General features: G+C 62.6%; 12 protein-coding genes. 8 read left to right on the top strand and 4 right to left on the bottom strand.

The window, feature by feature from the left end; translation table 11 throughout:
* The first annotated feature begins 259 nt into the window (after window positions 1-259).
* The 4 genes from tal (at window position 260) to B8446_RS03115 (ending at window position 6,221) form a co-directional block, all read left to right on the top strand.
* Complete coding sequence (gene tal / locus B8446_RS03100; RefSeq protein WP_048847104.1) at window positions 260-1,408, top strand: transaldolase; 1,149 nt, start codon at window positions 260-262, stop codon at window positions 1,406-1,408.
* Window positions 1,409-1,558: 150 nt separating this feature from the next.
* Complete coding sequence (zwf, locus tag B8446_RS03105) at window positions 1,559-3,097, top strand: glucose-6-phosphate dehydrogenase (protein ID WP_048847106.1); 1,539 nt, start codon at window positions 1,559-1,561, stop codon at window positions 3,095-3,097.
* On the top strand, window positions 3,090-4,931 hold the full coding sequence (locus B8446_RS03110; RefSeq protein ID WP_048847108.1) for a glycoside hydrolase family 15 protein: 1,842 nt from the start codon (window positions 3,090-3,092) through the stop codon (window positions 4,929-4,931). Before zwf ends, B8446_RS03110 begins: the two co-directional genes overlap by 8 nt.
* Window positions 4,932-4,934: 3 nt before the next feature.
* Window positions 4,935-6,221, top strand: coding sequence for an MFS transporter (locus B8446_RS03115; protein WP_084712026.1), 1,287 nt, complete (start codon window positions 4,935-4,937; stop codon window positions 6,219-6,221).
* Here B8446_RS03115 and B8446_RS03120 read toward each other — a convergent pair.
* A complete protein-coding gene (locus B8446_RS03120) occupies window positions 6,176-6,661 on the bottom strand; it encodes a c-type cytochrome (protein WP_241767608.1) in 486 nt (161 codons plus the stop codon). The two genes, B8446_RS03115 and B8446_RS03120, sit on opposite strands and share 46 nt — an antisense overlap.
* A gap of 21 nt (window positions 6,662-6,682) precedes the next feature.
* Between B8446_RS03120 and B8446_RS03125 the strand changes: the two genes are divergently transcribed.
* Window positions 6,683-7,282, top strand: a complete 600-nt coding sequence (locus tag B8446_RS03125; protein ID WP_048847109.1) for a thymidine kinase — start codon at window positions 6,683-6,685, stop codon at window positions 7,280-7,282.
* A 21-nt stretch (window positions 7,283-7,303) separates the two neighbouring features.
* On the opposite strand, the gene B8446_RS03130 is transcribed toward B8446_RS03125, so the two are convergent.
* The gene (locus B8446_RS03130; RefSeq protein ID WP_148505832.1) at window positions 7,304-7,771 is read right to left on the bottom strand and encodes an FKBP-type peptidyl-prolyl cis-trans isomerase; all 468 of its coding nucleotides are present in this window, start codon (window positions 7,769-7,771) and stop codon (window positions 7,304-7,306) included.
* 105 nt (window positions 7,772-7,876) lie between these two features.
* Window positions 7,877-9,106, bottom strand: coding sequence for an argininosuccinate synthase (locus B8446_RS03135; RefSeq protein ID WP_048847112.1), 1,230 nt, complete (start codon window positions 9,104-9,106; stop codon window positions 7,877-7,879).
* A gap of 92 nt (window positions 9,107-9,198) precedes the next feature.
* Here B8446_RS03135 and B8446_RS03140 point away from each other — a divergent pair, with 92 nt between their 5' ends.
* Both B8446_RS03140 and B8446_RS03145 read left to right on the top strand, forming a co-directional pair.
* Window positions 9,199-9,645, top strand: a complete 447-nt coding sequence (locus B8446_RS03140) for a hypothetical protein (protein WP_048847114.1) — start codon at window positions 9,199-9,201, stop codon at window positions 9,643-9,645.
* 40 nt (window positions 9,646-9,685) lie between these two features.
* Window positions 9,686-10,117, top strand: a complete 432-nt coding sequence (locus tag B8446_RS03145) for an MliC family protein (protein WP_048847116.1) — start codon at window positions 9,686-9,688, stop codon at window positions 10,115-10,117.
* A 19-nt stretch (window positions 10,118-10,136) separates the two neighbouring features.
* Here the strand turns inward: B8446_RS03145 and rlmN are convergent, their stop codons facing one another.
* The gene (gene rlmN / locus B8446_RS03150; protein WP_241767609.1) at window positions 10,137-11,324 is read right to left on the bottom strand and encodes a 23S rRNA (adenine(2503)-C(2))-methyltransferase RlmN; all 1,188 of its coding nucleotides are present in this window, start codon (window positions 11,322-11,324) and stop codon (window positions 10,137-10,139) included.
* 130 nt (window positions 11,325-11,454) lie between these two features.
* Here rlmN and B8446_RS03155 point away from each other — a divergent pair, with 130 nt between their 5' ends.
* The gene (locus B8446_RS03155) at window positions 11,455-13,014 is read left to right on the top strand and encodes a glycosyltransferase family protein (protein ID WP_148505823.1); all 1,560 of its coding nucleotides are present in this window, start codon (window positions 11,455-11,457) and stop codon (window positions 13,012-13,014) included.
* Window positions 13,015-13,180: the final 166 nt, after the last annotated feature.

Genomic DNA, 13,180 nt, shown 5'->3' on the forward strand with positions numbered 1-13,180 from the left:
GCGCAGGCGGTCAAGGGACCTCGCGGCGATGGCAGGGATGTCGGATTATGGCACTCCAAGACACGATCTCGTGCGCGTGCATGACAAGTGCGTAAAGTTCTTCACATGCCCATGAGATTTGCAGTTTCACACTTTGGCACACTGCAACAAGACCATAGGGTCCGTTTGGTCCCGAAGCCAGAAGGCCGGCGGACAGGCGCCGGAGGCAATGAGGTCTTGGGATGGTCTGTGCGCCCGCCGTAACGCACAGGAAGACACGATGCTCCAACGCGCCCCCAAGGCCGATGCAGGCCGGTTCGCGGCCCTCCTCAAGCATGGCCAGTCCCCGTGGCTCGACTTCATCAACCGCACGCATACCGAAGACGGTAGCCTGAAGCGCATGGTCGAGCATGACGGGCTGCATGGGATGACCTCGAACCCGGCAATCTTCGAGAAGACCATGGGCTACGGCCATGCCTACGACGCCCAGATCAGGAAGATCCTGGCGAAGCATCGCGTCACGGCCGGCGAACTCTATGAAGAACTCGCCGTCACGGACATCCGCGCCGCGGCCGACATCCTGCGTCCGGTGTTCGACGCAACCGATGGTGCCGACGGACATGTGAGCCTGGAAGTCTCGCCTCTGCTGGCCCATGACGCGGAAGGCACGATTGCCGAGGCGCGCCGCCTGTGGAAGGCGGTCAACGTGCCGAACCTGATGATCAAGATCCCCGGCACGGCTGCGGGCGCGCGCGCGATCGAGCAGGTGACGGCGGAAGGCATCAACGTCAACGTGACGCTCCTGTTCGCACAAGACGCCTATCACGCCGTGCTTGAGGCCTATGTGCGGGGTCTGGAGCGACGACTGGACGCCGGACATTCCATCAGTCGGATCGCAAGCGTCGCATCTTTCTATATCGGCCGCGTCGATCTGCTGGTCGACGAGATCATCGACAGGAAGATCGCGAAGGGCGAGGGCGACGCCGCGATGCTGAAGGCACTGCGCGGCAAGGTTGCGATCGCCAATGCCAAGCTGGCCTATGAGCACTGGGAAAAGGTGATGGCCAGCGCGCGCTGGAAGAAGCTCGCAGCTGCCGGCGCAGACACGCAGCGAATTCTGTGGGCCAGCACCAGCACCAAGGACAAGACCTATCGCGACGTGGTCTACGTCGAGGAACTGGTGGCGCCTGATACGGTCAACACCATGCCGCTGCCGACCTATGACGCGTTCCGCGACCATGGTGAGGTGCGGCGCGAAATGGTGCGCGACTATCCTGAGGCGCATCGCGTTCTCAAGCAGCTCGCCGAGTGCGGCATCGACCTCAAGAGCGTGACCGACAAGCTGCTGAAGGATGGGCTCGCCGGTTTCGACGAGGCGTTCGAGAATTTGCACAAGACGCTGGAGCGCAAGATCGAGACGCTCGCCTGAATCGCGGCGTTCGGGTCGCCCCCTCGGGTATCCGAACGCTCATTCTTCACGTTGTCGTTTCCTGAGCGGGCGGATCGCAACGCCGCCCGGCCCTTGGCGCTTTAACCGGGTTGATCGCAGGCTGTCCGCCTGCATCCGAAGGGCGACATAATGGCCACGAATACGGACGACACTCCCCGCGCGCTGCGTGAGCGCAAGCCGCCTGCTCCCTGCACCATGGTCATATTCGGGGCGGGCGGAGATCTGACCAAGCGGCTGCTGGTCCCATCACTCTATAATATGGCAGCCGCCGGCGCGCTCCCCGCGGAGTTCCGTCTGGTCGGCGTCGATCTTCAGGAACGAACGGCGGAAGAGTGGACGGCGAACCTGCGCACCACAATCGAATCGTTCGCCGAGGACAAGACGGCGGAAGCGTCTCTCGGCGACATCAGGGATGACACATGGCTGCGCCTGACGCGCAGTGCCCTGTTTCACGCCGGAGATTTCACGAAATCCGAGCTTTTCGACGGGCTGATATCGAAGGTCGGGGACGGCAACGTCATCTTCTATCTGGCCGTGGCCGCACGGTTCTTCGGCGGGATCGTCGATGAACTCGGCCGCGCCGGCATGCTGCGCGAGACGCCTGACCGCTATCGGCGCGTGATCATTGAAAAGCCGTTCGGCCACGATCTGGAAAGCGCGCGCGCCCTCGACGAGACGATCCTCGCAAGCGCCGACGAGAACCAGATTTTCCGCATCGACCATTTTCTCGGCAAGGAGACGGTGCAGAGCATCATGGCGGTCCGTTTCGCCAACGGGATGTTCGAGCCTGTCTGGCGGCGCGAGTATATCGACCATGTCCAGATTACCGCTGCTGAGACCATCGGCGTCGAGGCCAGGGCAGGTTTCTACGACCATACGGGCGCGCTGCGCGACATGGTGCCGAACCACCTGTTCAACCTGTTGTGCATGGTCGCGATGGAGTCACCCAACTCGCTCGGGGCGGACGCCGTTCGTCTGGAAAAGACGAAGCTGCTGCAGGCCATCCGCCGTATTCCCGTCGAGAACTGCGTGATGGGTCAATACGGCGCCGGGACGCTCGACGGGCAGGCCTTGCCCGGCTACCTCGACGAGCCGGGCGTTGCGGCCGACAGTCGCACCGAGACCTATGTGGCCATGAAGGTCGAGATCGAGAACTGGCGATGGGGCGGGGTCCCGTTCTATCTGCGGACCGGCAAGCGGATGCACGCGCGGGAAACCGAGATCGCGATCGTGTTCCGGCCGGCACCGTTCCGCATGTTTGCTGACGAGGACATCGACGCGTCCCAGCAGCGCAACGTCGTGCGCCTGATGATCGATCCCGAGCACGGCATCCGGACGGAATTCGTGGCCAAAAAACCCGGCCCCCAGATCACGCTCGCACCCGTGCATAGCACGTTCCTCTATCGCGACTTCTTCGGCGAGGCTGCCAATGTTGGATATGAAACCTTGATCTACGACTGCATGATCGGAGATCCGATGCTCTTTCAGCGTGCGGATGCGATCGAGGCCTGCTGGAGCGCGGTGGAAAACCTGCTCAACGGCGCCGTGCAGGCCAAATCGTATGCCGCAGGCTCGCAGGGGCCAGATGAAGCCGACGCGCTGCTTGAGCGAGACGGACGAAGCTGGCTGCCGCTGGGGACACTGGTCCGGGAAGCTGGCCATGAGTGAAACGCGCAACCTCTCTTCGCCACCGTTCATGCCGATCGAGAATCACGCGGTCATCGGTGATCTGCGGACCACGGCGCTGATCGCGCTGGACGGCGCCGTCGACATGATGTGCTGGCCGCGCTTCGACAGCCCGTCGATCTTCGCACGCCTGCTCGATGATGACGGCGGCGTCTTCGAGCTCGCACCGACGCTCGACGGTGGTCGTCACACGCAGTTCTACGTGCCGGATACGAACATCCTTCTGACGCGCACGCTGTCCCACGAGGGCGTGAGCGAGATCTCCGATTTCATGCCGCTCGGACCGGAGAACCAGATCCAGCGTCTGGTCCGCCGGATCAAGTCGGTGCGGGGCGAGATCGCCTGCACCATGCGCTGTGCACCGCGTTTCGACTATGCGCGCGCTCGACACACTGTACGCCGGATCGACGATCAGGTTGTCCTGTTCCTGCCCGAAGGCGCGAGGCTGCCGACGCTGCGCCTGTGCGCGTCGGTGCCGATCCTGATCGAGAACGGGGACGGCGTCGCCCGTTTCACGCTGGGCGTGAACGAAAGTGCGATCTTCACGCTCGATGCAGAACTCGAAGGCGCCAATCCGTGTTCGGACGTGCCCCTGCTGTCGGAATCATTCAAGTCGACGGCCAATTTCTGGCGTGAGTGGGTGGCCCGTTCGCCGTATCGCGGACGTTGGCATGATCCGATCACGCGATCGCTCCTTGTCCTCAAGCTACTGACGTCGGCCGAGTTCGGATCGATGGTCGCGGCGGCGACGTTCGGGCTACCGGAAACCGTGGGCGGAGAGCGGAACTGGGATTATCGCTACACCTGGGTCCGCGATTCGTCCTTCATGATCTATGCCTTCATGCAGACCGGACATCGGGCGGAAGCCACCGATTTCATACGCTGGATGCACGCGCGTCGTGGCGAGGCATTCGAGAACGAGGGTCTTCGCGTGCTGTATGGCATCGACGGCCGACGCATCTCCACCGAGACCGACCTGACCCACTTCAAGGGGTATCTCGGATCGAAACCCGTGCGGATCGGCAACGCAGCCGAAGACCAGCTTCAGCTCGACATCTACGGAGAGCTTCTGGACGCGGTCTATATGGCTGACCGGTTTTGCGAGCGCCTGAGCTACGAAGACTGGATGAGCGTCACGGTCGGCATGGACTGGCTGTGCGACCACTGGAACCAGCCGGACGAGGGCATCTGGGAAGTGCGCGGCGGGCGGCGGCATTTCCTGCATTCGCGTGTCATGTGCTGGGTGGCGTTCGACCGCGCGATCCGCTTGGCGCAGGAGAGGGGGCTGCCCGGGCACATCGCGCTTTGGACGCGCGAGCGCAATGCGATCTACAACGACGTGCACAAGAACTTCTGGAACGAGGAGCGGCAGTTCTTCGGGCAGTCGATCGGCAGCGATACGATCGATGCGTCGTGCCTGCTCATGCCTCTGGTCGGGTTCATCGGTGATGGCGATCCGCGCTGGCGTTCCACCCTGCGCGCCGTCGGCGAACTTCTGCTCGATGACAGCCACGTCTACCGTTATCGGGCCCGGGACGGGGTCAACGAGGATGGCCTGAACGGCATCGAGGGCACGTTCACCATGTGCTCATTCTGGTACATCGAATGTCTGGCCCGATCCGGCGATCTTCTGCAGGCGCGTTTCCTGTTCGAGAAGATGCTAGCCTATGCCAACCATGTAGGACTGTTCGCGGAAGAACTCGGCCCGGCTGGCGAGCATCTGGGGAATTTCCCGCAGGCCTTCACCCATCTGGCGCTGATCCGCGCGGGCCAATACCTCGACCGCGCCCTGACCAGCCAGATGGGGGCGGTGTAAGGGATGGATGATGACCAGCGGTCGCCTCTCGCACTCCTGCGGCCTTACTGGCGCGTAACTTTCGCAGCGTTCCTCGGCTGGTTTCTCGATGCGTTCGATCAGGTCGCGCTGCTGCTCTGCCTGCCGGACATGGGGCGGTCGCTGGGCGTCGATCTGACAGCGATGGGGCTGATCATCGCGGCCCAGAGCATCGGGCGCGTGCTCGGCAACGCGGGATGGGGTTGGCTTGCGGATCGCTATGGCCGCAAGCTGACGTTCATGATCGGGGTCGTCTGGTTCGCGACATTCTCGGGCGCCACAGCCATGGCCGGATCATATGTCGTGATGGTCGGTATCCAGTTCCTGTTCGGCATCGGCTTCGGTGGCGAATGGACGGCGTCGGCCGCGCTCCTCATGGAAAGCGTGCCGCCTCGCGCGCGGGCACTCGCGTCATCCCTGATGATGATGGGATACGAATTCGGCTTCTTCTGCGCGGCGGCGGCTCAGGCTGTCATCCTGCCGCGCTACGGCTGGCGCGCCCTGTTTCTGTTAGGCGTGGCACCGGCCCTTCTGGCGATCTTCATCCGTATCGGCGTGCCCGAAAGTCCTGTCTGGCTGGCACTGCGCAAAGCGCCCCGGCCTGCCGAACCGCAACCTGCATTTGGCATGTTCAGGCTTGATGGCGCGGCCCTGCAGGCCATCGCCTTCATGGCCGTCGTGCAGTTTCAGAACGCCGCGCTCTATACATTTTATCCGACGCTGCTGCGCACGGTGCAGCACCTGACACCCGGACAGGTCTTCCCGCTGGTTGCGGCCTATTGCGCAGGCTCGCTTGTCGGCAAGCCGGTCTGTGGAGCGCTCGCGACGCGGTTTGGAGAGCGACCGGTTCTCTATGCCTATTTTCTGGTCACGATCGCGGTCATCATCCCGTTCGTCACGGTCCATAGCTATCCACTCATGTTCATGACGGCATTGGCAGTCGGCGCGTTCGGCAACAGCATCTGGGCCGTCATCCCGCATTTTCTGTCACAGCGCTTTCCATCCGCAACACGATCATTCGGCATGGGCACGAGCTATGCGGCGGCGTCCCTGGGCCAGGCCTGGTCAGGCTTTTTCATTCCGTGGTTTGCAACAGGCCGCACGTTGGCCGGTGCGATCGAGATGAGCGTTTTCGCGGGAACGGCGGCACTGGCCGCAATCCTAGCCTATCGACCCCATATACTGCCGGGCGAGGATATGGAGGAGGCCGAGGCCCAAACCGACCCTCAGGGCAGCGGCGTGGTTGCGGCCAGTTTGTCGCGCAGGTCGTGAACCTTCCACGACGGCATGCTTTCGTGGCGTGCATTCGCGACTTCGGCCGCCGTGAACACGGGTGCCGGATGGGTCTGGCCGTGGGCCGATGCGTAGGACAGGATCTGCGCGATCGTTGCATCGTCAAGCCGCCGGAAGGACGGCATCGAATAGTTGTAGCTCTGCCCACTGGCCGTGATCGGACCGTTCAGTCCGTTCAGCAAAACATCGATCAGATAACGCTTGCCTTCCGGCGTTTTTGCGATCAGGTCGACGCGCCCGAACAATTGGGGTGTTTCGCCAGCCTGACCGGTTCCGCCGTGATGACAGATTCCGCAGTTGTCGCCGAAGTTGCGATAGCCGAGATCGCGATCCGCGACACATCGCGAGATCACGAATGCGACCACCATCAGGAGGGCAAGCAGGAGCGGCAGACGCAGTGAACGATCGATGAATGGCACGCAGATGACAAGACACGTCAAATGGACCGAGAGCAAGGGCCGGAACCGCGCAACACGTATGCGGCCTGCCTCGTGACGGGGACCCTGACCCTGCTGAGCGGGCCCATGTTTTCAGGCAAATCCGCTCATCTGATCGACGCCGTTCGCCGCGATCCCGAAGGCACGCTCGTTCTGAAGCCTGCATTCGATACGCGTGGCGGCGACAAGCTGACGAGCCGCGCAACACCGCCCTGTCCCGCGCGCGACGTGTCGGCTTGGCCCGAAGATGCCATGCGTGCGCGTCTCGTCGTGCTGGACGAAGCGCATTTCATGGTGGCGCCCCATTACAACGGCGATGTGGTGGACGACATTCTCCGCACGCGCGCATCTGGCGTCGATCTGCTGATCGCGGGGCTGGATATGGATTATCGGCGTCGTCCGTTCGCCGTGATGGCGCGGCTTGCGGAACTCGCGGACCGGCACGAACACCTGCTGGCGCGCTGCCATGTCTGCAATGAACCGGCGCGTTGGAGCGCCAAGCGGGCCGAAACCGGTCATCGGCTGGAGACGGGCGATAGCGAGCTTTATGAAGCGCGCTGCGACAAGCACTTTACCGTGCCGGGCGAACACGCGTCGACGTAACGTCGGCGCGTGCGGCGGCGGCTAACCGTCGCTGCCGCCCACGCCGAGCAGCTGGACGCGGAAGACAAGCGGGGAGTTGGGCGGGATGATGCCCATCGAGCGCTTGCCGTAGCCGAGGTTGGGCGGCACGTAGAGCATCCAGATATCGCCCACGTGCATCATGGGCAGGGCTTCCATCCAGCCCGGCACCAGGCCGTCGAGCGGCATCTGCATGTAGGCGCCGTTGCCGTGCTGTTCGGAGCTGTCGAAGATCCCGCCATCGGGCAGGCGGCCCTCATAGATGAGCATCATCATCTGGCCCTTGTGCGGCTGGTCGCCGTCCTTCGGACCAGACTGGATGACCTTGTAGGCCAGTCCATCCGGCAGCTTCTTCACCCCTGGCTGGGTATAGACCTGCGCCATGAACTGCTCGGGCGTCAGCTCGGGTTGCTCCTGCTGCCCGCCGCATCCCGCAAGCGGAACTGCGGCGACAAGAGCCAGAGCGGCCATGCGGGCGACGGCCGGGATGCGGAGGGATTTGAGACGATCAGGCATCATCAGATCAGATGTTCGATTATCCAGTCGGGCACAAGCCAGGAAAATGCGACAATCGCGTCAGAGTGCACCGCCACGACGGCCGATCTGGCCGCCAAGACGAAGCCGCAGCGCATTCAGCTTAATAAAGCCCTGCGCGTCCACCTGGTTGTAGGCGCCCTCGTCCTCTTCGAACGTCACAACACGGGTATCATACAGGCTGTTCGGGCTCTCGCGACCCACGCAGATCACATTGCCCTTGTAGAGCTTCAGCCGCACGCGACCGGTGACCGAATGCTGGCTCGTGTCGATCAGTGCCTGCAGCATGCGGCGCTCGGGCGAGAACCAGAAGCCGTTGTAGATCAGCTCGGCATAGCGCGGCATCACGCTGTCCTTGAGATGACCCGCTTCGCGATCGAGCGTGATGGTCTCCATTGCGCGGTGCGCAGCCAGCAGGATCGTGCCGCCCGGCGTCTCGTAGATGCCGCGCGACTTCATGCCGACGAAACGGTTTTCCACAAGGTCGAGCCGGCCGATGCCGTTGGCACGACCATATTCGTTGAGTTTCGTCAGCAACGTCGCGGGCGACATGGTCTCGCCGTTGATCGCCACCGGATCGCCACCTGCGAAGTCGATCGCGATTTCAGTCGCGACATCCGGTGCTGCTTCCGGCGAGATCGTGCGCTGGAAGACGATCTCGTCGGGCGCTACAGCGGGATCTTCGAGAATCTTGCCTTCGGAGGACGAGTGCAGGAGGTTCGCATCCACCGAGAACGGTGCTTCGCCGCGCTTGTCCTTGGTCACCGGGATCTGGTTCGCTTCTGCGAACGAGAGGAGTCTGGTGCGCGACGTCAGATCCCACTCGCGCCAGGGTGCGATGACCGTGACGTCAGGCTTGAGCGCATAGTAGGCAAGTTCGAAGCGGACCTGATCGTTGCCCTTGCCGGTCGCGCCGTGCGCTACGGCATCGGCGCCGACCATCTCCGCGATCTCGATCTGGCGCTGCGCGATCAGAGGGCGGGCGATCGACGTGCCGAGCAGATACTGGCCTTCGTACAGCGTGTTCGCGCGGAACATCGGAAACACGAAGTCCTTCACGAAGGTCTCGCGCAGGTCCTCGACGAAGATTTCCTTCACGCCGAACATCTCGGCCTTGCGGCGCGCGGGCTCGAGTTCCTCGCCCTGACCCAGATCGGCCGTGAACGTCACGACCTCGCAGCCGTATTCCGTCTGCAGCCATTTCAGGATCACCGAAGTGTCCAGACCGCCCGAATAGGCGAGTACGACTTTCTTGACCTGCCGCGCGGCCATGGCTGATCCTCCGAACTGTAATGAGGCGTCCCGATAGCATTTCGCAAGCCGCACGACCAGCGCCCCGAGCAGGCGACCTCCCGAATGGGTCAATGATGATGACAAAATGGCGGATCGCGTCGGCATTTCTGGCAACAGGTGTCCTGTTGGCGATACCGGGCGCGCATGCCGTGCCGGCGCGACCCGGCGCATTTTCCACGCTGCTTCCCATGCCACGCAGCGACACCCCGGCAATTGCTGCGCCGTCACTGGTGGTCCGGCACGAGGCTATCGGCATATCGCGCTATGAGCCCGCACCGATGCCTGTTGCCATGCACACACCGCCGGAGCGGTGGACCACGGCGGGACGGATACTGTGCATACTTCGATCGATTGGCGGTGGCTGTCATTCCCGCCCGGGCGACGACCCGAGGATCCCGCTCGCCAATGATCCCGTGACGGGAAGCGCAATCGGCACGTTCGGGCCGGCCTACCGGGATGCAGGCCCTGTCGGGCACGGTCTGGCCTCGAGCGAAGCGATGACCGTCGGCGCCAGATGATCCACTTGATCAACCGCGCGCTGTCGGTGACAACGAAAAGATGAAACGAATCGCGGTTCGCAGGATCTCTCTGTTGCTCGGCGTGCTGGCGCTGGGTAGCACGGCAGATGCCTCGACACGTCCGCAGCAGGCCCTGACGATCGCACTTGAGCCCGGCGCGGCAGTGCAGCGGCTGACCAACGTGTATCGCTGCCGGCTCGACCGCAACGGCGCGTCACTCGATGAAATCGGAGCACTTCAGGCAATGCTGCCGAGCGGTCCGTTTCGCGTGGAATACATCAACACGGACGACATCCACCTCGCGATCGTGCCGGTCAACGGACGCACGCATGTCATGACCGAGGTGATCTCGGCTGACGGCGGCAAATACACCGTCGATGCCGTGACATGGTGGACCCGCGGCAACGAAGCACGCTTCACGTCCGAAATGGGCCAGACGCGGGCCGCCATGATCTGCACCACGCAGCCCTGAACGACGCGGCGGCGTCGTATCAGCGTGCGCTGGCGCGCGCGCGTTCGCTTTCGGTCTTGAGCTGCCCGCAGGCCGCAAGAATGTCGCGTCCGCGCGGCATCCGGATCGGCGCCGCATAGCCCGCGTCCATGACGATCTGCGCGAATTTCGCAAGCTGTTCCTTCGTGGACGGCTTGTAGTCCGATCCGGGCCACGGATTGAACGGGATCAGGTTCACCTTGGCCGGCAGCCCGCGGATCAGCCGCACGAGCTCGCGCGCGTCGGCCTCGCTGTCGTTGATCCCGCGCAGCATGATGTATTCGAACGTGATACGCCGCGCATTCGAGGCGGCAGGATAGCGACGGCAGGCCGCCATCAGCTCCGTGATCGGATATTTGCGGTTCAGGGGCACGATCTGGTCGCGCAGTTCGTCGGTCACCGCATGGAGCGAGATCGCAAGGTTGATGCCCAGCTCGTCGCCGCAGCGATCCATCATCGGTACGACGCCGGAGGTGGACAGCGTGATACGGCGACGCGAAAGGCCGATGCCTTCGCCATCCATGATGATCCGCATGGCCTTGGCGACATTGTCGTAGTTGTAGAGCGGCTCGCCCATGCCCATCAGCACGATCGTCGACAGCAGCCGGGGCGTGTCTCCCTTGGGACTTGGCCATTCGTTGTAGCTGTCGCGTGCCGCCATGAACTGGCCCACGATCTCGGCCGCGCCCAGATTACGAACGAGCTTCTGCGTGCCGGTATGGCAGAACGTGCACGACAATGTGCAGCCGACCTGCGACGAGATGCAGACCGCGCCACGGTCCTCGCGCCGATCGGGAATATAGACCGTCTCCGCTTCCTGTCCGTCGCGGAAGCGGAACAGGAACTTGCGGGTCTCGTCTGTCGACGTCTGCTCGAGGGACGTGCTCGGCCGTCCGATCACGAAGCGCTCGGCAAGTTTTTCCTGCAGCGGTTTCGCGATCGTGCTCATGCGCCCGAAATCGGTCGCGCCCTGGTGGTATATCCAGTGCCAGAGCTGCTTTGCGCGGAACGGCTTTTCGCCGATATCGGCCAGTGCCTGCGCCAGTTCCTCGCGCGAAAGGCCGACGAGCTCCCGGCGTCCGTCTTCCAGGACGGCGGGCGGCGGTGCGAACAGCGCCGCCTTCGCACGGATGCGTTCGCGTTCGGCGTCGTTCAGGTCGGTGGCAAGGGCAGGGGACACGGCATTCATGATGGGCGGAGCCATAGCACGGCGGAGGGAGGGAGATTCAAGGTCAATCGCCTTGCCGGGCTCTGATCCGATGCCGTATCTCCCATGATCGGGGTTGGCACGCCTGTTCGAACCATGGAGCCTCGTCTTGATGACCGCGTTTTCCGACGAGACGCCTGAACGCCCGGCTGACCGCCAGCCTCAACCGGGCGACGCGCCTGCGGCCCAGTCCGCGGAGCCTGCGGCAGGTGCGAATGCCCTGTCCCAGCGAGCTGGCGGCGCTTTTGCAATCCCGCTCGAAGCCACATCCTGCGTCGTCACGCATCATGAGACACTGCTGTGCGTCTCCGAAGCGGGGACACTCCTTCATGCGGCTCCAGAGTCTGAGTTCAGCCCGCTTCTGGTATTCCAGGTTGAAGGCGGCGCGTGGTTCCTGCGGCGGAACCGGTTCGGCCGCCTGGAGGCCATGATCTCAGACGGCGTCGCAGAAAGTCCCGTTTTTTCCGAAGCGGGAACGCCGCTGGTCATAGGCCTCGGCGGCAGCCCGCATGATGCCATTTCCTTCCATTCGTCCAGTCTAAACCTGTCCGCGATGCCGGATGGCACGGCAGCATTCACGCAAAGCCATGTGCTTCCTTGGGAGAGCTACGCGCTCATTGCCTTTGAAACCTTTGACTGGCTGAGACGGGCCTCCGACGAGAGCTGGCATGAGACGTCCTCCAGGCAACGTGTTCTGTTCGACGGCTTCAGAAAACGGGAGGCGCACACCTTTGTCGCGTGCGGGCCGGTGGAATACAGGCTCAGCGGACGGCCCGGTCCGATTCTGGGTCAGGGCGCCCGCGACAATGAGGTGGAGATCTTCGGCTCCTTCGAGCGCAGACGTTCGTTCATCCGCATCGAACCGGTCGTCTATTTCTGTGTCTTCGGCTCGGATCAGTATTACAAATGCATGGCACTTGCCGTGACCTCGCTGAGGTTATTCGGGCAGTATAATGGAGACATCATCATCATCGCAGATCGCGACGAGCGCACCACCCTCTCCTATATCTTGAACCCCTATACCCGAAATGTTAGGGTCGAAAGCCCGACAAGCCACTCTCCTTTATACGAACGGTATCATATCTTCTCGCGGAACATCAGGAAGTATTGTCCGGTTATCTATCTGGATATCGACATCATCGTATCCGGCGATATCTCGTCTTTGGTCATCGACGCGGCGTGTGATCCCGGGCTTCATCTTTATCGCGAAGATCGAGCCGACATCTGCAGCTTCAATGACACCGAATCCGAAACGGCCCTCAACTGGCATGGCGGGTGGATGCTGGGATTTGGCAGCGAGTTGGGTGCGCAACCGTTCCTGCGTGCGACATCGGGCATCATGATGTTCAACGATCATGACGCCACGCAAAGGATCTTCACCAATATCCTGAAGGTCGCGGCCCTGACTCGGCGTTACGAGACCGACCGGTTCGGCGATCAGCCGATCATGAACTATGCGGCAATACAGTCCGAGAGTGTGGACATCGAGATGTTAAGGGGAAAATCCCTTAACGGGTCACATCCAGTCCTGATGATGGAGGATACGCACGCCATCCTGAAGCACGTATCACTGGGCGTCGGGATGGGGCACGAAAAGCTCGACATCATGAACGAGTTGTTTGACCTGGTCCTGACGCGCAGCAGGTCAGAGAGTCCCGTAAAGGGGGATTAATGATGTTGCCCCCATCAGGAGATTGTCAGAATCAGGACTGACCGCTGAAGGCTCGTCTGGCTTCTCGAGGCCTGTCCGCGACAACGTCTGATGACAGAAGGGCGATAGCGCTCGAGATCGGCTCATATCCGACGAGCATTGCCGGACCGCGCACGGATATCCGATG

It is taken from the genome of Tanticharoenia sakaeratensis NBRC 103193 (assembly GCF_000963885.1).
GTDB lineage: Bacteria > Pseudomonadota > Alphaproteobacteria > Acetobacterales > Acetobacteraceae > Tanticharoenia > Tanticharoenia sakaeratensis.

Bases quoted from the DNA above. Each gene is read 5' to 3' on its own strand.
- tal (WP_048847104.1), top strand. From the start codon at position 260: ATGCTCCAACGCGCCCCCAAGGCCGATGCAGGCCGGTTCGCGGCCCTC.
- zwf (WP_048847106.1), top strand. From the start codon at position 1,559: ATGGCCACGAATACGGACGACACTCCCCGCGCGCTGCGTGAGCGCAAG.
- B8446_RS03110 (WP_048847108.1), top strand. From the start codon at position 3,090: ATGAGTGAAACGCGCAACCTCTCTTCGCCACCGTTCATGCCGATCGAG.
- B8446_RS03115 (WP_084712026.1), top strand. From the start codon at position 4,935: ATGGATGATGACCAGCGGTCGCCTCTCGCACTCCTGCGGCCTTACTGG.
- B8446_RS03125 (WP_048847109.1), top strand. From the start codon at position 6,683: ATGGACCGAGAGCAAGGGCCGGAACCGCGCAACACGTATGCGGCCTGC.
- B8446_RS03130 (WP_148505832.1), bottom strand. From the start codon at position 7,771: ATGGCCGCTCTGGCTCTTGTCGCCGCAGTTCCGCTTGCGGGATGCGGC.
- B8446_RS03135 (WP_048847112.1), bottom strand. From the start codon at position 9,106: ATGGCCGCGCGGCAGGTCAAGAAAGTCGTACTCGCCTATTCGGGCGGT.
- B8446_RS03140 (WP_048847114.1), top strand. From the start codon at position 9,199: ATGATGATGACAAAATGGCGGATCGCGTCGGCATTTCTGGCAACAGGT.
- B8446_RS03145 (WP_048847116.1), top strand. From the start codon at position 9,686: ATGAAACGAATCGCGGTTCGCAGGATCTCTCTGTTGCTCGGCGTGCTG.
- rlmN (WP_241767609.1), bottom strand. From the start codon at position 11,324: ATGAATGCCGTGTCCCCTGCCCTTGCCACCGACCTGAACGACGCCGAA.
- B8446_RS03155 (WP_148505823.1), top strand. From the start codon at position 11,455: ATGACCGCGTTTTCCGACGAGACGCCTGAACGCCCGGCTGACCGCCAG.